Source organism: Sphingomonas cynarae (genome assembly GCF_039537815.1).
Lineage (GTDB): Bacteria > Pseudomonadota > Alphaproteobacteria > Sphingomonadales > Sphingomonadaceae > Sphingomonas > Sphingomonas cynarae.
Map to the genome: position 1 here is coordinate 105,864 of NZ_BAABBF010000005.1, position 17,749 is coordinate 123,612.

At 64.2% G+C, this 17,749-nt stretch carries 11 protein-coding genes and 1 pseudogene; 9 read left to right on the plus strand and 3 right to left on the minus strand.

Annotated features, from left to right (window positions below; genetic code table 11):
- Positions 1-2: 2 nt before the first annotated feature.
- The 6 genes from tssC (ABD719_RS11690) to tssG are packed head-to-tail and all read left to right on the plus strand — an operon-like array spanning position 3 to position 7,122.
- Positions 3-1,502, plus strand: a complete 1,500-nt coding sequence (gene tssC, locus ABD719_RS11690) for a type VI secretion system contractile sheath large subunit (RefSeq protein WP_344693551.1) — start codon at positions 3-5, stop codon at positions 1,500-1,502.
- Positions 1,499-3,076 carry a type VI secretion system contractile sheath large subunit gene (tssC, locus tag ABD719_RS11695; RefSeq protein WP_344693552.1) on the plus strand — a complete coding sequence of 526 codons (1,578 nt, stop codon included), beginning with the start codon at positions 1,499-1,501 and terminating at the stop codon, positions 3,074-3,076. The genes tssC (ABD719_RS11690) and tssC (ABD719_RS11695) overlap by 4 nt, the downstream gene beginning before the upstream one ends.
- Positions 3,073-3,858 carry a type VI secretion system accessory protein TagJ gene (locus tag ABD719_RS11700; protein WP_344693553.1) on the plus strand — a complete coding sequence of 262 codons (786 nt, stop codon included), beginning with the start codon at positions 3,073-3,075 and terminating at the stop codon, positions 3,856-3,858. Before tssC (ABD719_RS11695) ends, ABD719_RS11700 begins: the two co-directional genes overlap by 4 nt.
- Positions 3,855-4,289: a type VI secretion system baseplate subunit TssE gene (gene tssE, locus ABD719_RS11705; RefSeq protein WP_344693554.1), complete on the plus strand. Its 435-nt coding sequence runs from the start codon at positions 3,855-3,857 to the stop codon at positions 4,287-4,289. The genes ABD719_RS11700 and tssE overlap by 4 nt, the downstream gene beginning before the upstream one ends.
- 5 nt (positions 4,290-4,294) lie before the next feature.
- A complete protein-coding gene (gene tssF, locus ABD719_RS11710; protein ID WP_344693556.1) occupies positions 4,295-6,109 on the plus strand; it encodes a type VI secretion system baseplate subunit TssF in 1,815 nt (604 codons plus the stop codon).
- Positions 6,106-7,122: a type VI secretion system baseplate subunit TssG gene (gene tssG, locus ABD719_RS11715; protein ID WP_344693557.1), complete on the plus strand. Its 1,017-nt coding sequence runs from the start codon at positions 6,106-6,108 to the stop codon at positions 7,120-7,122. Before tssF ends, tssG begins: the two co-directional genes overlap by 4 nt.
- A gap of 189 nt (positions 7,123-7,311) precedes the next feature.
- Here tssG and ABD719_RS11720 read toward each other — a convergent pair.
- Positions 7,312-8,198, minus strand: a pseudogene (locus tag ABD719_RS11720) (IS3 family transposase); the annotation flags it as partial.
- A gap of 158 nt (positions 8,199-8,356) precedes the next feature.
- On the opposite strand from ABD719_RS11720, the gene ABD719_RS11725 reads away from it, so the two are divergent.
- Entirely contained in the window at positions 8,357-9,340 is a 984-nt protein-coding gene (locus ABD719_RS11725; RefSeq protein ID WP_344693558.1) for a family 43 glycosylhydrolase, read from the plus strand.
- A 79-nt stretch (positions 9,341-9,419) separates the two neighbouring features.
- Here the strand turns inward: ABD719_RS11725 and ABD719_RS11730 are convergent, their stop codons facing one another.
- Together ABD719_RS11730 and ABD719_RS11735 are read right to left on the minus strand one after the other, a co-directional pair.
- Positions 9,420-11,423: a TonB-dependent receptor domain-containing protein gene (locus ABD719_RS11730; RefSeq protein WP_344693559.1), complete on the minus strand. Its 2,004-nt coding sequence runs from the start codon at positions 11,421-11,423 to the stop codon at positions 9,420-9,422.
- Positions 11,424-11,524: 101 nt separating this feature from the next.
- Positions 11,525-12,433 (minus strand): LysR family transcriptional regulator, encoded by a 909-nt coding sequence (locus tag ABD719_RS11735; RefSeq protein WP_344693805.1) that lies wholly within the window; start codon positions 12,431-12,433, stop codon positions 11,525-11,527.
- Between the two features lie 308 nt (positions 12,434-12,741).
- On the opposite strand from ABD719_RS11735, the gene ABD719_RS11740 reads away from it, so the two are divergent.
- Positions 12,742-15,141: a beta-galactosidase gene (locus ABD719_RS11740; protein ID WP_344693560.1), complete on the plus strand. Its 2,400-nt coding sequence runs from the start codon at positions 12,742-12,744 to the stop codon at positions 15,139-15,141.
- Positions 15,142-15,318: 177 nt separating this feature from the next.
- On the plus strand, positions 15,319-17,172 hold the full coding sequence (locus tag ABD719_RS11745) for a glycoside hydrolase family 35 protein (RefSeq protein WP_344693561.1): 1,854 nt from the start codon (positions 15,319-15,321) through the stop codon (positions 17,170-17,172).
- The last annotated feature ends 577 nt before the right edge of the window (positions 17,173-17,749 follow it).

The following is a 17,749-nucleotide window of genomic DNA, read 5'->3' on the forward strand; positions in this document are numbered from 1 at the left end:
CGATGAGCGACATCAACCGCGGCGGCCTTGCCTCGCCCGCCACCACCACGACGCTGACCGAGGGGCGCAGCCTGCTCGACGAGGTGATCGGCGCGACTCGCCAGACCGAGCCCGATCAGGTCGCCGAACTGCTCCGCGCATTTACCGACGAGGCGCTGGCCGGCACGGTCAGCTATTCGCGCAACTTCACCGTAACGATGCGGGACGCGATCGCCGCGATCGACGCCAAGATGTCGGCGCAGCTCGCCGCGATTATGCACGACGAGAAGTTCAAGGCTTTGGAGGGCAGCTGGCGCGGGCTGCATTATCTGGTGACCAACAGCGAGACGGGGCGCGACATGCGCATCCGCGTCATCAACGCCAGCAAGCGCGATCTCGCCCGCGATCTGGAACGCGCGACTGAGTTCGACCAGAGCACGTTGTTCAAGAAGATCTACGAGAACGAGTTCGGCACGCCGGGCGGCGAGCCGTATGGCGCGCTGATCGGCGATTATTATTTCGGTGCGGGTCAGGAGGATGTCGAACTGCTGCGCAACCTGTCGGGCGTGGCGGCGGCGGCATTCGCCCCGTTCGTCGCGGCAGCGGGGCCGCAGATGTTCGGGTTCGATACGTTCGAGGAACTGTCCAAGCCGCGGGACCTGAGCGAGAAGTTTCAGGCCGCGGACTACACCAAGTGGCGGGCGTTCCGCGACACCGACGATTCGCGTTTCGTGACGCTCACAATGCCGCGCGTCCTTGCCCGCCAGCCATATGGCGAGGATACCAAGCGGATCGACGAGTTCGCCTATGAGGAGGCACCGGTATCGGGCGGCGGTGCCACCCGGCCGCTGGCGCATGACGATTATTGCTGGATGAACGCGGCCTATGCGCTGGGCACGCGTATGACCAACGCCTTCGCCGAAAGCGGCTGGACGACCGCGATCCGTGGGGCCGAGGGCGGCGGCAAGGTCAGCAACCTGCCGACGCACCTGTTCCAGTCGGACGATGGCGACATGTCCGAACAATGCCCGACCGAGATCGCGATCACCTCGCGCCGGGAAAAGGAACTGTCCGATCTCGGCTTCCTGCCGCTGTCGCATTACAAGAACACCGATTACGCGGTGTTCTTTGGCGCGCAGACGACGCAGCGGCCCAAGAAGTACGACCGGGCGGAGGCGACCGAGAATGCCGCGATCTCGGCACGATTGCCCTACATCCTCGCCTCGTCGCGGTTCGCGCATTATCTGAAGGTGATGGCGCGCGACAAGATCGGCTCGTTCATGGAGGTCGACGACGTGTCGGGCTGGCTGAACCGCTGGATCCTGAACTACGTCAACGCGGCCGAGGGCGGCGGGCAGGAAATCCGCGCCAAGTTCCCGCTGCGCGAGGCGCGGATCGAGGTGTCGCCGGTGCCGGGCGCGCCGGGATCGTACAACGCGGTCGCCTATCTGCGGCCATGGTTGCAGATGGAGGAACTGAGTGCGTCCCTCCGGCTGGTGGCGCGTATTCCCAAAAAGGCATGACGCCGGCGGGGGGAGCAACGGGGGCGGACGACGACGGGGCCGGCGCAGACGTCGCCCCAGTAGATCGCGCACCCGATGCCGGCAAGGTCGCCGGGTTCGACACCGGCCACGCGAACGGCGCGGTACCCGATCCGGCGGCAGAGCCGGGGGCGGATCGCTTCACCGATCTGGGCGGTGGCGATGCGGGCGGGTTGCTCGTGCCGCCACCGGATGTCACGCCCGATCCCGGCGGTGAGGCGGCGGCGCGGCGGGCGTTGCGGCGGCGGATCGACCGCGCGGTCGCGGCAATCGACACGATGCTGTCGGTGCAGGTCGACGCGATCCTCGTCCATCCCCGCTTCGCTACGCTGGAGGCGGCGTGGCGCGGCATCGCATGGCTGGTGCAGGGGCTGGGTGCGGACGGCCTGTCGCGGTTGCGGCTGTTCGATGCGCGTTGGGCGGAACTGGTCCGCGATTTCGAACGCAGCGTCGATGTGGAACACAGCGCGTTGTTCGACATCGTCTACAATCAGGAATTCGACATGCCCGGCGGCGTGCCGTTCTCCATGATCCTTGCGCTCTATGCGGTGCAGCACCGGCCGTCGCGCGATCATCCCGGCGACGATGTCGGCGCACTGCGGATGCTGGCGCAGGTCGCCGCCGCCGCTTTCGCGCCGATCGTGATGGATGGTGCGCCCGGCCTGTTCGGGCTGGACGGGTTCGCCGAACTTGATCGCCGCCAGTCGATCGCCGCCGATTTCCGCCAGCCCGATTACCTGCGGCTGCACAGCCTGCAACAGCTGCCGGACTCGCGCTTTCTGGGGCTGGTGGTGCCGCGGGTGCGGTTGCGCGGCAGTTGGCGGGGGCGCAGCGCCGGGGATATCGGCTTTCGCTACGACGCGGACGACCGGCAGGTGCTGTGGGGGCCGGGGGCGCTTGCGTTCGGCGACATCTGCCTGCGCGCGTTTCGCGATCATCGCTGGCTGGCGGCGATCCGTGGCACCGTGCGCGACCGGCTGGAAGGCGGGGTGGTGGCGACGCTGCCCCCGGTCGATTTCGCGACCGACGCGCCGGGCAAGATCGTGAAACCCCCGGTCGAGGTGCATGTATCGGAAACGATCGACCGCGAACTGGCCGAGGCGGGGTTCATCGCGATCCGCCGGGTGAAGGACACGCCGTTCCTGGCGATCCACAACATGCCCTCGCTCCACCGCCCCGCCCGCGTGTTCGGGTCGGAGGTGGCGCGGGTCAACGAACGGCTGGGCACGATGCTCAACTACATCCTGTGCGTCGCGCGCTTCGCCCATTACATCAAGGTGATCGGGCGCGAATGGATCGGATCGTTCCAGTCCGCCACCGAATGCGAGATGCGGCTGCAACGCTGGCTGAACGATTACACCAGCGGCGGCGACGACATGGATTACGACGCCAAGGCGCGGTTCCCGTTGCGCGAAGGCCGCATCACCGTCGCCGACATCGCGGGCAAGCCCGGCGCCTATGAATGCCGGATCGCGCTGAAACCGCATTTCCAGCTCGATCAGGTCGTCAGCGAATTCCACCTCGTCACCACCATTCAGGAGCCGCGCGCGGCATGACCCACCCGTCCGATCCCGAACTCGCCGCCCTGCTCCGCGACGCGCGGCTGGACGAGGCGCGCGCGCTGGCCGCTGCGCGGGTGCGGGCCAGGCCCGACGATGCCCGCGCCCGGCTCGACCTCGCTGATATCCTGATCGTGCTGGGGGAGTGGGACAAGGCGGACAACCACGCCGATCTGGCCGGCACCTATGATCCGTCGCGCGCAGTGGGCCTCGCGCTGCTGCGCCAGTTGATCCGCGCGGCAACATGGCGCGACCAGAGTTTTGCCGAGCGCCGCCCGCCCGATCTGGTGACCGAACCGGATGCCGGCGTCGTCGCCGCGCTCGCGCTGCTGGCGGGCACCGCGCCGCTCGCCGACGAACCCCCGGCGCTGACGGTGACGGTGGACGGCCAGCGGCACGAGGGATTCCGCGATCTCGACGACCGGGTGGCGGGTGTGCTGGAGGTCTTGACCGGCAACGGCCGTTATCTGTGGGTGCCGTTGTCGCAGGTCGCCGCACTCCGCCCCGCCAAACCGGAACGGCTGCGCGATCTGGTATGGCGCCCCGCCGAGATCGAGGTGACGGGCGGGCCGGGCGGCACCGTCTATATCCCCGCGCTCTACCCGTTCGCGGGCGGCGACGGCGGTGCCACCCACCGGCTGGGCCGCGCGACCGACTGGGTCGAGGAGGCGGACGGGCGGTTGCGCGGCATCGGCCAGCGCGGCTGGCTGGCGGGCGATGATATCCTGACGCTCGACGGATTCGAGGAATTGAGCGTTGCCCCGGATACCGCCGCATGATCGCTGGCAGCCTGCTCGACCGCACCAGCATCCATCAGGCCGGCGACGGCGGCATCGCCGCGCAGCGCGAAAGCCTGCGCCGCGATATCGAGGCGATGCTGAACAGCCGTCGGCACCTGCTCAGCTGGCCGGTCTGGTTCGAGGAACTGGACCGCTCGCTGCTCGCCTATGGGCTCGACGACCTGACCAACGAAAGCCTCGCCTCCGCCGATTTCCGCGCGCGCTTCGTCGAGGAGGCGGAGAAGCAGCTGCGGCGGCTGGAACCCCGGCTCGGCCGGTTCGAGGTGACGGTGCTGCCCAATCGCGACGAACTGGATGCCACGCTGCGCTTCCGCGTTACCGGCACGGTGATGCTGGGGACCAAGCGCGAGGAGATGTATTTCGACAGCCATGTCGATCCTGTCCGCGCGCAACTGGTGATCGGGGGCTGACCGGCATGTTCGACGACATCCTGCCCTATTACAACAGCGAGCTGCGCTTCATGCGGGCGATGGCGGGTGAGTTCGCCGCCGCCAATCCCAAGGTCGCCAGCCAGCTGCGCATTTCCGCCGACACGATCGACGATCCGCATGTGCTGCGCCTGCTGGAGGGGTTCGCCTTCCTCAACGCGCGCACGCGGATGAAGCTGGACGACGATTTCCCCGAGTTGACCACCGCGCTGCTCGATATCCTCTATCCGCATTATCTGCGCCCGTTCCCCGCCATGTCGATCATGCAGGTGACGCCCCGGCCGGGGATGCGCGGGTCGGCGACGCTGCCCGCGCGGACCGAGGTGCTGACCGAGCCGGTGGAGGGGGAGCCGGTCCGTTTCCGCACCGGTTATCCGATCGAACTGTGGCCGATCGAGCTGACCGCCGCCGCGGTTGGCGGATTGCCGCTGGATGCGCCGCTGAACCGCGCGGCGGGCCATGCCACCGGTGTGCTGCGCCTGTCGCTGACGTGTCTGGGCGACGCCGATTTCGGGTCGCTGGGGATCGACCGGCTGCGGTTTCACATCCATGCCGAACCGCGCGTGTCGCAGATGCTGTACGAGTTGGTGGTCGGCGGCACGATCTCCGTCGCGCTGGCGGACAGCGCGGTGGATGCCGATCCGGTGATCCTTGGTCGCGACGCGATCCGCGCGGTTGGCTTTTCGGCAGACGAGGTACTGTTGCCGCTGGGCGCGGTCAGCGATCCGGCGCACGCGCTGCTCAGCGAATATCACGGCTTTCCCGACAAGTTCCTGTTCTTCGACATCACCGGCATGGCCGCCAAGACTTTGCGCGACGGCAAGCGGACGATGGAGGCGTTCCTGTATCTCGACCGGTTCGATCCGGCGTTGGAACGGCTGGTTACCGCCGGCGATTTCCGCCTGTTCGCCACGCCCGTCGTCAACCTGTTCGAACAGGCGGCGGAACCGATCCGCCTCGTCCCCGGCCGGTTCGAGCATCGCATCATCCCCGATGCCCGGCGGGAGGCGACGACCGAGGTCTATTCGGTCGACCGGCTGATTGTGGCCGATCGCACCGGTCGCGAACAGGCGTACAGCCCGTTCTTCGGCACCGGCGAGGATCGCGGATCGCCGGGCCTGCGCTACTGGCACCTGACTCGGCGCACCGCCACCGCGCCGACTGGGGGCGATGACATGTTCCTGACGCTGACCGATACCGCTGGCGCGGTGGTGGCGGATGCGGATCACGTCGCCTCGATCGACCTGACCTGCACCAACCGCAATCTGGCCGCCGCGCTGCCGTTCGGCGGCGGCCGGCCGAAGCTGATGCTAAGTACGGCCGCCTCGCTGGTGTCGGGTGCGGAACTGATCACCGCGCCGTCGCCGACTCTGCGTCCACAGCGCGGGGCGGGGGCGTTGTGGCGGCTGATTTCGCACCTGTCGCTGGGGCAGATCAGCATTGCGGAGCCGGCGCTGGCGCTGTCGCTGGTCAAGGAACTGCTGGTCCTGCACGAATATCAGCCCAGCACCGCCAGCCGCATCCTGCGCGAACGGCTGAAGACGCTGACCACCACGGTATCGAGCGCGCGGGCACCGGCGGGGGGGCATATTGCCTTCATCAGCGGGATCGACGTGATCGCCGAGTTCGAGGATCGTCGCCTGTCCGGATCGGGCGCGTTCCTGCTGGGAACGCTGCTCGATCGGCTGTTCGCGGCGATGGCGGCGATCAACGCGTTCAGCCGCCTGCGCCTGACGCTGGCGGGCGACCGCGAGGTCTGGCAGCAATGGCCCGCGCGCACGGGCACGCGGACCTTGTCGTGAGCGCGGCGCTGCCGGTATCCCCCGCCGATCTGCCGGAGGGACTGCGCGCGGAATTTTTCGAGGCGGTGCGGCAGGTGATCGCCGCATCCGGAATCACGACCGCCGGACCCGCGATCGGTGGCCCGGCGATCGGTGGCGACGTGCGCCCCGCGGCGGAGCCGGTCCGCTTCGTCGCCATGCGCGGCTCGCGGCACCCAGATGCGGAACTGGGGGCAGCGACGCAGGTCGCGCCGGGCGGACATGTCCGGATGGAGGCTGCATTCATGGGGCTGACTGGTCCGATGGGGGTGATGCCCGATCATTACACCGAACTGGTCGTCGCCCGTGACCGCGCGCGGGACGAAGCGTTCGGCGCGTTCGTCGATCTGTTCAACCACCGCGCGATCAGCCTGTTCTACCGCGCCTGGGCGAAATACCGGGTGCCGGTGGGGTTCGGCGAGACGAAGGGGTCGCTGACCGATCCCGTGTCGCGCGCGCTGGCGGCACTGGCCGGGCTAACCGCGCCGGGCGAGGACCCTCGTATCCTGGGGGCGGCGGGGCTACTGGCGCGGCGTGTCCGTTCCCCCGACGCGCTGCGCCGCACACTGGCCTCGCTGTACGACGTGCCGGTCGAGGTGATCGAACTGGAGCCACGCCGCATCCGCATTGGCCCAAATGAACAAACGCGGCTTGGTGGGGGAAAGACGGCTGCAGCCTACGCACGGCTTGCGACCGATGCAGTGCTTGGCGCCACGGCAATCGACGTCGCGGGTCGATTCCGCGTGAAGATAGGACCTCTCGCACGTGCCCAATTCGACGCGTTCTTCGATGGCAGCAATCTGCGCGAGCGGATGATCACGACGATCCGACAAGTGGCCGGACCCACCGCGAACTTCGACATTCAGCTGATCCTGCGTCGGGATGCTGTACCGAGGACCCGGACTGGGACGACGACACGGTTGGGCCAGTCGAGTTGGCTGATGCATGATGGGGCAGAGCAGGATCGGAGCGATGCAGTCCTTCGTTGCGGGTGACATCCCCATTTTATGCATTAACAAGGCGCGATAGTTGAACCAATCAAAGGCTCGCGTTGGAAATGAAATAAACCACATCGTCACCTGACACCTATATGCTGGCAACTTATGCCCCCAAGCTGTCATTTTTGGCTGCATAAGGATTTATTTGATACGACCCCCGCATGGGCGTGACGTGACACCAGTCTTTCATCCAATTGCGGCCAGAGACAGAACGGTTTTGTTACGCATGAGCGCAGGTGAAGCAACGGGCGGGGTCAACCCCGCCCGTTGCTGTTCGAGCCCGGCAGCGAATGCGGCCGGGGTAGCGTAGCCGAGCGAGGAGTGCGGTCTCTCGGTGTTGTAGTCGTCGACCCAGCGGGTGAGGATCGAGCGGGCCTGACCGATAGTGAGGAACAGCGTCTCATTAAGCAGCTCGTCGCGCATGCGACCGTTGACGCTCTCGACGAACTCGTTCTGCGTCGGCTTGCCCGGCGCGATGTAATGCCACTCGACGCCTACGTCGCCGAACCAGGCGAGCACCGCGTTCGACGTCAGTTCGGTTCCCCTCTCGAAGAGCTCGAGACAGGGTTGTCGCTGACGATCATCGTCGGTTTGCCACGTTCGGCGATCAGATCGGTCAACTCGCGCACGACCCGCCGGCCCGAAATCGACGTGTCCACCACCGCCCGGAGGCACTCGCGCGTGACGTCGTCGACGATGTTGAGCATGCGGAACCGTCGGCCGGTAACAAGCTGGTCGTGCACGAAGTCCAGGCTCCAGCGCTGGTTTGGGAGCGCCAGCACCGACGCGGGCGCCCGTGCGCCAACCGCGCGCTTTCGTCCCTTCCGGCGCCTGACCGTCAGCTCGTTCTCCCGGTAGAGCCGCTCGGTCTTCTTGCGGTTGATCGTAATGCCGTCCCGGCGCAGCAGGATGTGCAGACGCCGATAGCCGAACCGCCGGCGCTGCTACGCCAGCTCACGCAAACGCGACCGCAGGTCGCCATCATCTCCTCGACACGAGCGATACCGCATGTTCGTGCGGTCTGCCCCGACGACCATGCACGCCCGCCGCTCGCTCATCCCCAGCGTCGCCTGGCCTTCGATATCGTTAACCTGCTCGGCAATCCGCTGCGTCGCTACCGCCAGTTCAACGACGCCGGCGATCAATATGCCCGCCAGATCGTGTATCTGGAGCGGACCTATTCATTAGGTGTGCGGTTCCGGTTCTGACGATCATCAGGATGAAGCAGATCATGCGCAGCCTTTCCGCGTTTCTATCGACCCTGTCGGCAACAGGGCTGTTCGCCACAGCGGCTTTGGCTGACAATTCGCAATTTCAGGGTGCCGATCCCCATGCAATGGTGATCGGCCGCGAATTGTGGATCTTTCCGACCGGCGGGCCCGGTGGGGCATGGGAGGCGGACCGGTTTGGTGCCTTCTCCTCGGCAAACCTGAAGGAGTGGCGCAGCCGCGGTACGCTGATCCAGCGGGACGAGATCGGTTGGATAGGCGAGGACGGCGCACGGGAGCATTTCCTATGGGCGCCCGCCGTCGCGACGCGAGCCGGCAAATGGTATCTCTACTATTCGGTAGGCCCACAGAATCCCACGCCCAGCCGTATCGGGGTCGCCATCGCAGATCGGCCTGAAGGCCCATATCGCGACAGCGGTCGTCCGCTCGTCGGCAAGGCGGAAAAGGATCCGAAGCCGTTCGAAGCGATCGACCCGATGGTCTTCTCCGACCCCAGATCGGGTCGCATCTATCTATATGCCGGCGGCAGCGCAGGGGCGCGGCTCCGCATATGGGAGCTGGCGCCGGACATGGTATCGATCCGTCGGGAAGTAACGATACAGCAACCCCGGCGTTTCACGGAAGGTGCGTTCATGCACGAACGCAACGGCACTTATTATCTGTCATACAGTCACGGTCGCTGGAACGCGGATGACTATTCGGTGCATTATTCCACCGCCTCCTCGCCGACAGGGCCGTGGCATTATCGAGGCGAGATACTTGGGAGCGACGCACGGCATCAGGGACCCGGCCATCACAGTTTCGTTCAATCACCGTCGGGGGATTGGATGATCGCCTATCATCGTTGGGATCGGCAAGCTGGCCCCGCACCGTTCAAAGGCGAGCGTCAGGTCGCGATTGACCGGGTTCGCTATGAGCGGGATGGCCGCATTGCCCGAATCGCGATGACCGACGGCGCCGCATCCCCCATATGGCCGGGCCCCTAGAGACGGTGCGATTGATACTCGCATTCGTCGCCGTCCGGACGAGATACGGCATGATCACGATCTGCTGCTCTGACACATGTCAGAAACGCGTTCCGAGGCCCAACCAGATTCTCGCGGGATCGACGACATACCCGAAGCGATCATAACTCAATCGCTTGTCGAGTATATTCTGGATGCCGCCATATAGCGTGAAGCGCGGTGACACCTTGTACGATCCGCCGATATCGACCGTCGTATAGGATGGTGCCACGATCGTATTGCCGCTGATCTGTGCCTCGGTGATCGCCTCCTCGCCGCGAAAGATCGCGCGGACATAGCCACCGAACCGGGCATCGGGTTTCCAGTTCAACGAGGCACTGGCCTGTTGCTTCGGCGTGTCGTTTAGCGCGGCACCGACATTGGCACCGGTCAGTTGTTCTGAATCCGTCAGCGTACCGGTCGCGGTCACCTTCAGCGTCGCAGTCAGCGGCAGGTCGATCGTTGCCTCGATCCCGCGTACCTTTGCCTTGTCGACGTTGACATAGGTGGTGGGAGGCCGTCCGATCGTGCTCAACGGCTCGCCTACGCACCACGCGCCCGCAACCACGCAGGTGACGCGGGTGATCCGGTCGTTGAACCGCGTATCATAGGCGGTCAGGCTCGCCTGGAATGCGCCGCCGTCAAACAACAGGCCTGCTTCAATGGTGCGCGATGTCTCCGCCTCCAGATCGGGATTGCCATAGATAGTGCCGCCACGGCTGGACTGGCCCCAGTCGGGCAGCGTCTGTCGCAGGTTCGGTGCGCGAAAGCCCTGTGAATAGCCGCCCTTCAGCGTGAGGCGCCGTTCGATGTTCCACACCGCATAGACGCGCGGCGTCCAGTGCGTGCCATATTGCTGGTCGTCGTCCATGCGGATGCCGCCGGTCAGCCTCAATCCGCGCAGGATCGTCAGTTCGTCTTCCGCAAACAGGGCGACCTGCCGCCGGCTGGCGCCATCGCGGGTCGACCCCGCCAGCAGGTTGCCGACGGTATCCGACAGATCCTCGTTCCGGTAATAGACGCCGATACTCAGCGCGTTGGCGGGCAGTGGCACCACCCAGATCGACTGGGCGACCGTGTTCTTGATCCGCTTGCCATCCTGCAGGCTCTCGGCATCTTCCAGCTGAAGATAGCTTTCCGAACTGGCAAAGCCCCAGCGTCCCGTATGACTGACGGATCCAACATAGCGTCGCTGGGCCTGCGTGCTCTGCGTACCGGACGGCGCCGTCGGGCCGGGTGCGATGGTTCTGGCGGCGGTAGAGGTCACCGTCTGGCGATAATAGCCCAGTTCCGCGAGAAAACTGTGCCGGTCGCCGGCGTTCCAGCCAATCTTGCCTGCCAGGCTGTCGTCCTTGCGTTCCGGTGTGCCACCAACGACGCGATCCTCGGCCCGCCGCGTCATCGCACCCTGCAACTGGATGCCGACCGATCCGACAAGCGGCCCGGACAGGTAGAAATTGCCGTCGGCGACGTTGCCGTATTCAGACCCCAGCTGCATCGTGCCATTGACCCGCGCGCTGCCGCGCCACGTGGTGGCGATCCGCCGGGTGATGATGTTGACAACGCCGCCCATCGCATCTGATCCATAGAGCGAGGACATCGGCCCGCGCACCACCTCGATCCGTTCGATCGCCTCCAGCGGCGGCAACTGGCCGCCTTCGGAAATGCTGCCGCCATTGGTGCGCGTCTCGCGGCTGGACAGGCGCTTTCCGTCGACGAGGATCAACGTGTATTGCGCTGGCATGCCGCGGATCGAGATATCGCGGCTGTTGCCTTCGCCGGGCGTCACCGTGACACCCGGAATTTCCAACAGCGCATCGGTGATTTCACGATACGGCAGCCGCTCCAGATCCTCGCGGGTCAACACGCTGATCGATGCCGGCGCATCCTTTACCTGTTGTTCCCGCCCGCCCGAGGCGGTCACCACGATCTCATCGGCCCGCGTCGTTTCGTTCTGGGGGTCGGTATCGTTCGCACGGGCACCGACCGTCGCGGTGGCGGGCAAGGGTAGGGAACAGGCGAGCGCGATGAGCGCCGCACTGGAGCGGAAGCAAGTAGATGGCATGATAAAGGTCCCGGCTTTCTCGCTTGCTATTGCAAGTCGTTCGCATGTCTATGCTAGACAGGGCGCTGCCTAGCCAGCCTCACATTCCGGATATCCGTTATTCACCCCGCGGATGCGCACTCCCGTGCCAGTGTTTCGGCGAGCCAGATCGTCGCCTGATCGCGGGCGGACCGTTCATGCCATAACAGGCGGTAATCGAGGCAATCTATTTCGACCGGTGCGGGTCGGGTCGCGAGGCCGTAGCTTTTCGCGAAGCGCGTCGCAGCCCGCGTGGGCAGGGTCATGATCATGTCGCTTTCCGCGATCAGGGCAGGGGCGGCATGGAAATAGGGCAGTCGTGCCGTCACCCGACGTTCGACGCTGCGAGTGCCGAGTCGGACCTCGACCCCATCGACCGCCAGATCGCTGACGACGATACCGATATGTGGCCACGCGAAGAACGCATCCAGCAACAATGGGGTTTCCGGTTCGGCCAGCGGATGATCCCCCCGCATGACACAGCTATAGCTGTCGACGAAAAGCGATCGACTGTGCACGACGGCATGATCCGGTTTCAGTCCCGAGACGATCAGGTCGATCTCACCCGATGCCAGTTTCTGCGTCATGTCCGCACTGAACGGTACGATGTCGATCGTCACTTGCGGTGCGGCTGCGGTGATAGGCGCCAATGCAGGTGCGATGACGGTGAGCACGCCATAATCAGTACAGGCGATACGGAAGCAGCGATCGAGCCTTTCCGGCTCTTGGCAGGGTGGATTCAATAGCGCACTGGTCGATGTGAGCCAGCGCTGAACCGGCTCGACCATGTCATCCGCCCGGGATGTGCGCTGCATGCCGGCACTGGTCCGGATCAATAACGGGTCATTTAGGATGCGACGCAGCTCCGCCAGCGAACGGCTGACCGTCGGCTGGCTTAGCCCGAGCCGCCGCGCCGTGCCAGTTACGCTTTTGGTCTGTAGCAGTACCGCAAGCGTCGCGAGCAGATTCAGGTCGACATGTCCCGGATATATGGCGTCACACTCACATGTGGATACGGAAAGCTATTGCGAACTATTATCCTAACTTGGTGGCGACTGCAAATCGAACCGGAAGCATAAGGACGTTGGATACTTGGCAGATAGATAGGACATCATCAGTGGCGTTTTCGGGGTGCGGACGATAATCCGGGGCCAGCAAGGGAGCTTCCATGGATTTCAGCAGATCGTCTTTTATCGCCGCGGGATCTCAGGATGCGCGACGATCCCGGCATAGATCGCTGGTGACGTCATGGTGCCCGGTCGGGAAGGGTGCGGTTCTGCACACCCTCCTGCTTTTCGTGATGGCTCAGCCGGCCATTGCCCAGACCCTGCGGGTAGATGCTCGAGGTGACGTACCGGTACCTGAGCAGGGCTACCTGAAGCTTGGCGCCGCCCGCGCGTCGAACGGGTCGATTATCGGTGCGAACAGCCGATATCTGACCCTTGATGGCCAGCCTTGGCTGCCGGTGATGGGTGAGTTCCACTATGTCCGCACGCCCATGGCCGAATGGGACGCGGAACTGGCAAAGATCAAGGCATCGGGCATCGATATCGTCGCGACCTATCTGATGTGGAACTATCATGAGGAGGTGGAAGGCCGCTTCGACTGGTCGGGTGATCGCAATCTGCGCGCCTTCGTCGAGGCGGCGGGGCGGCATGGACTGAAGGTGTTTCTGCGGCTTGGCCCATGGGTCCATGCCGAGGTTCGCTACGGTGGTATCCCGGATTGGGCCGTCCGGTCGATGCCGACACGCGGTGATGATCCGGTCTATCTCCGCCATGTCGAGCGGTTCTGGCACGAGGCGCAGAAACAGGTGCAGGGGCTGCTGTGGCGGGACGGCGGCCCCGTGATCGGCGTGCAGATCGAAAACGAATATAATCTTCGGGGGCCGGGGCAGGGCGCATCGCATATAGCGACGCTGAAGGCGCTGGCGGTCCAGCTGGGTTTCGATGTGCCGCTTTATACAGTCACGGGATGGGATGCGACGGTCTATCCGCACCGTGAGGTGATGCCGGTGTTTGGCGGTTATCCCGACGAACCATGGGGCAAGTCGACCGGCAAGCTGCCGCCGAAGGAAACCTACGCCTTTCGGTTCGGCAGCCGGGTCAGCGGCGATCTTGGTGCGCAGACCCGGGGCGGGAGGACCGGCGATGCCGATGGCGACATCGCGCACACGCCCTTTCTGGGCGCGGAATATGGCGGCGGTATCCCCACCATGTACCGGCGCCGGCCCGTGATGCAACCGGACGACATCGCCGCGATGCTGCCGGTGCAACTGGGTTCAGGGGTGAACCTTTACGGTTATTACATGTATCACGGCGGCCGTAACGCGATCGGGCGCACGACCCTGCAGGAGCAGACCGCGATCGGCGGCTATAACGATCTGCCCATCATCGATTACGACTTTCAGGCGCCGTTCGGCCAATACGGCATGGCGAATGCGGTGTTGCCGGCTATCCGGCCATTCCATCTGTTCCTGCAGGAATGGGGGACGAAGCTGGCGCCGATGGCCGTCCGCCGTCCGGATCGCGTGCCGACCGGACCGGACGATCTGACGACACCACGTTTTTCGGTCCGCAGCGACGGCGACCGCGCCTTCCTGTTCTACAACAGCCATATCCGCCAATATCCGGCCGCGATGCAGCGCAGTGTGCGCTTCGTCGTCGATCTACCATCAGGACCGGTGACGTTTCCCGCGACTCCGATCGATATTCCAGCCGACCGCTACTTCATCTGGCCGATCGATATGGCCCTCGGCGCAACCGATGCACGGCTGGCATGGGCGACCGCTCAGCCGCTGACGACGATCGCAACCCCGGCGGGACATGTGACGGTGCTGCACGCGGTGCCGGGCATACCTGTCAGCCTCGCGGTAAGAGCCGCCGCGGTACGTGCCCGCGGTGCCCGCATCGACCGGGCCGGCGACGTCTTTACCGTCGAGGAATTGAAGCCCGGCACGAATGCGATGATCGACATCATTGACACCCGCGGCCGGCGGGAGCGGGTGCTGATCCTGACACAGGAACAGGCACGACGGATCAGCAAAGTGACGGTGGCGGGAACCGACCGGCTGGTGATGACCGAAGACGAGATCGCGCCCACGCCAAATGGCATGCATCTGGTATCGCGCGGCGATCCACGCTTCACCTTTGCGATGTTACCGGCCGCCACGGTCGTCAAAGGAACCCTTCCGTTGCGTGCGGCGGGACAGGACGGGGTATTCACTCGATATACCACGACCGCGCCGACCCGGACGTACCGGGTGACGATGAAGCCACTGCGCCCCGCAGGCGTAGCGTCGCCTGTCCAGATCGGCGGCCCGGCCAAGGCGGCGGTCGAACCCTATCCGGAAAGCTTCACCACCGCGGCCGCATGGACGCTGACGGTGCCGCCGGCTGGCCCGGCTGCGATCGAAGATCGCCGGCTGGTAATCCGTTGGGCTGGCGACATCGGTCGGCTGTTCGTCGGCACCGATCTGATCGACGACCGCTATTTCGACGGTCGCTCGTGGCAGGTGAACCTGCGCCGCTTCGACGGCCGACTTGGCCAGCCGTTGACGCTGTCGATCCTGCCGCTGCGCAAGGATGCACCGATCTATCTGGACGAAGCCGCCATCGCTAGGCGCGGCGATGCAGATCAGGTGGCATCGCTTGACTCGGTGCAGGTCGAAACCGATTACGGTCTGGATGTGTCTTTCTGACCGGCGGTGAATTCTTGCCCCGTGCCTTTTTGGGATCGGAAGGTGGAGCCGTCGGCAACGTGTGCGCAAATCGGTGTCATTGAAGGCTGTTCAACGGATCGGGTGTGCGATGGCCACTGAATGCTCGGTTCAGGGGTGGCGGCCCTACATTCCCGGTGCAGTGACGGAGTAAGGTATATGAGATTGTTATTCCGGTCGGCGCTGGGGCCGGCACTGATGATGTCTGCATCGTTCGGCGGACAGGTGGTGGCACAGTCGGTGGGCCCAGCGCATGGCTTTGCCGTCGCCGGCACCGGCTTCCTGAAGGACGGCAAGCCGCATCAGGTCATATCCGCCGAGATGCATTATGTGCGCATCCCGCGCGCCTATTGGCGTGATCGCCTGCACAAGGCGCGGGCGATGGGGCTGAATACGATCACGACCTATGCGTTCTGGAACGCGCATGAACCGCGTCCGGGCGTCTATGACTTCAGCGGGCAGAACGATCTGGCCGCCTTCATCCGCGACGCGCAGGCCGAGGGGTTGGATGTGATCCTGCGCCCCGGCCCCTATGTCTGCGCGGAATGGGAACTGGGTGGCTACCCTGCGTGGCTGTTGAAGGATCGCCGCCTCGTCCTTCGTTCGACCGACGCGGCCTATACGGCGGCGGTAGAGCGGTGGCTGATTCGGTTGGGCCAGGAGATGAAGCCACTGCTCCTGCGTAATGGCGGGCCGATCGTCGCGATCCAGCTGGAAAACGAATATGGCGCATTTGGTCAGGACAAAGCCTATCTGGAGGGGCTGAAAGCGAGCTATCGCCGTGCCGGGCTGGCCGATGGCGTGCTGTTCACCTCCAACCAAGCATCCGATCTGGCCAAGGGCTCGCTTCCCGATGTGCCGTCGGTCGTCAATTTCGGGTCGGGCGGTGCAGCCAACGCCGTGGCGAAGCTGGAGGCGTTTCGCCCCGGCGGGCTGAGAATGGTCGGCGAATATTGGGCAGGGTGGTTCGACAAATGGGGAGAGGATCACCACGAGACGGACGGCCGTAAGGAAGCCGAGGAACTCCGGTTCATGCTCAAGCGCGGCTATTCGGTATCACTCTACATGTTTCATGGCGGCACGACCTTCGGCTGGATGAACGGTGCCGACTCGCACACCGGCAAAGATTATCATCCCGACACCACCAGTTACGATTACAATGCGCCGCTCGATGAGGCGGGGAATCCGCGATACAAATACGCGCTGCTGGCCTCGGTGATCGCCGAGGTCACGGGCAAGCCGGCTGTGACGCCTCCGGCGTCGACCGTTGCAGCGACCTTTCCGGTTTCCACGATCCAGCGCAGCGCATCGCTATGGGACAATCTGCCTGAACCAGTGCGTTCCCCGCGTCCGTTGACCTTCGAGGAACTCGACCAGAATTACGGGTACGTCCTGTACCGCGTGGCGCTGCCCAAGGGGCAGGGGGGACGATTGCTGCTCAAGGGCATGCACAGCTATGCGCAGGTCTATATCGACCGGAAGCTGGTAGGGACGCTTGATCGTCGGCTGGATCAGGAGGCGGTAGATCTGCCCTCCCGCGCGGGCCCTGCGACGCTGGATATCCTCGTTGAGAATACCGGCCGCGTAAACTACTCGCACGCCATCCGAACCGAGCAAACCGGATTGACTGGTGCGGTCACGCTGGACGGGATGCCGCTGATCGACTGGCGCATGTTCCGCCTGCCGATGAATGACCTGTCGAGGCTCCGCCTATCGAACGCGCCATGTACCGGTCCCTGTTTCTACGAGGTCGAGATGCAGGTGGATCGGCCGGCCGACACCTATCTCGACATGCGCGGGCTGCGCAAAGGGCAGTTGTGGCTCGGCACGCACAATCTCGGCCGCTTCTGGTCGATTGGCCCGGTACATACACTGTATACGCCTGCGCCCTGGATGGAGCGCGGTGCCAATCGCATCACGTTCTTCGATCTTATGGGCGACGCGACTGATCGCCTTTCGACGGTCAAGACGCCGATATTCGGCAAGATCACCACTACCCGCGAAGCGCAGTGAGCACAGTTAAGTTTCGAAGATCCTGCTGAATCGGCCGTATATCTTCATACTTTCTGAACTGCTGTGTACCCGCACCAAAAGCTGATGGAATTTTCCTTTCAAATTCGGGAAATGTCAATTCTCCTTCAGGTTGCTGGGATCGACGTAAAATTCGACGTGCGGTGATGAACGATGGCAGTGCTTGGCTCGGTCGATAGCCCACTGACAGATGCAACACCGTGCGCAAGCTGCAACACATCGTTCCAATGCACCTCCCGCGCATCTACTTGCTCATTGCCACCCAGAACGGCAGGTTTGAGCGTCTATCATTATGGCGCATCCATCTTCGCGATGCAGCCCGCGCTATCGGGTGCTCGCGCAAAATGGGTGGCAAGTAAGTGATGGATTATGCAGAATTTCACAGAATTACGATATCCAAGCGCCGCTATCTAGTTCAAGTGATGAACAATTTATAGGTTTCCACCAAGCGCTTGAAATCGAGATTTTTGATCGACGCTTTGGCGCAAAACTAATAGATGTGGTTAACGTTTTACGTTTTCTAAGTATCTGATCAAGCAGTGCAAATTTTTTTAACGCC

Coding starts and splice junctions, on each gene's coding strand:
- tssC (WP_344693551.1), top strand. CDS start 3: ATGAGCGACATCAACCGCGGCGGCCTTGCCTCGCCCGCCACCACCACG.
- ABD719_RS11730 (WP_344693559.1), bottom strand. CDS start 11,423: ATGCCATCTACTTGCTTCCGCTCCAGTGCGGCGCTCATCGCGCTCGCC.
- tssE (WP_344693554.1), top strand. CDS start 3,855: ATGATCGCTGGCAGCCTGCTCGACCGCACCAGCATCCATCAGGCCGGC.
- tssC (WP_344693552.1), top strand. CDS start 1,499: ATGACGCCGGCGGGGGGAGCAACGGGGGCGGACGACGACGGGGCCGGC.
- ABD719_RS11740 (WP_344693560.1), top strand. CDS start 12,742: ATGGCTCAGCCGGCCATTGCCCAGACCCTGCGGGTAGATGCTCGAGGT.
- tssF (WP_344693556.1), top strand. CDS start 4,295: ATGTTCGACGACATCCTGCCCTATTACAACAGCGAGCTGCGCTTCATG.
- ABD719_RS11700 (WP_344693553.1), top strand. CDS start 3,073: ATGACCCACCCGTCCGATCCCGAACTCGCCGCCCTGCTCCGCGACGCG.
- ABD719_RS11725 (WP_344693558.1), top strand. CDS start 8,357: ATGCGCAGCCTTTCCGCGTTTCTATCGACCCTGTCGGCAACAGGGCTG.
- ABD719_RS11745 (WP_344693561.1), top strand. CDS start 15,319: ATGAGATTGTTATTCCGGTCGGCGCTGGGGCCGGCACTGATGATGTCT.